General features: G+C 54.7%; 1 pseudogene. It reads right to left on the bottom strand.

Annotation, left to right across the window (positions count from 1 at the left end):
* Positions 1-512: pseudogene (locus tag AC0L3B_RS38335) on the bottom strand (IS110 family RNA-guided transposase); the annotation flags it as partial.

Below are 512 nucleotides of genomic sequence, written 5' to 3'. Positions count from 1 at the left end.
GCGCTACGCGCCCTCTGTGGGATGCGCTCGTCAACGTCCACGAGTGCCATGAGCTCTCTCGCGTTTGCTTTTCCCTTCCCGGTCACGATTCCCAACTCGCCCAAATGACCACGCAGAGCATTTATCGCGCCTGTGCGCTGTCGAATAAGCAAATCTCGCGTGCGATGTAGCATTAAAATTCCCATTCGACGGTTTTTACAGGGACAAAGCGCATGCCAGGCCGTTGGACGGCTTCCCAGCACGCCTCCGCGTCAGCAGCATCATGCTTGTTTGTCTTCACGTAGGCTCGGACGTAGCGGGCCGGCATAAGACGTGCTTTGTGACCAAGCTTTATTAGTTCACGAGCCCAATGATGAGCGCTGCCGCAAGCCTCAAGACCAACGAGACAACTTGGAAGCCGTGAAAAGAAATCGAGAACCTTCCCGCGGGCGAGCTTCTTGCGGATAATTTCTCCATCCGCCGTAATCCAGTGGATTTGAAACCAGCTCTTCGAGATATCAAGCCCGATTGTC

Source organism: Bradyrhizobium sp. Kon56, assembly GCF_055807635.1.
This window is presented reverse-complemented; position numbering and strand designations above follow the sequence as displayed.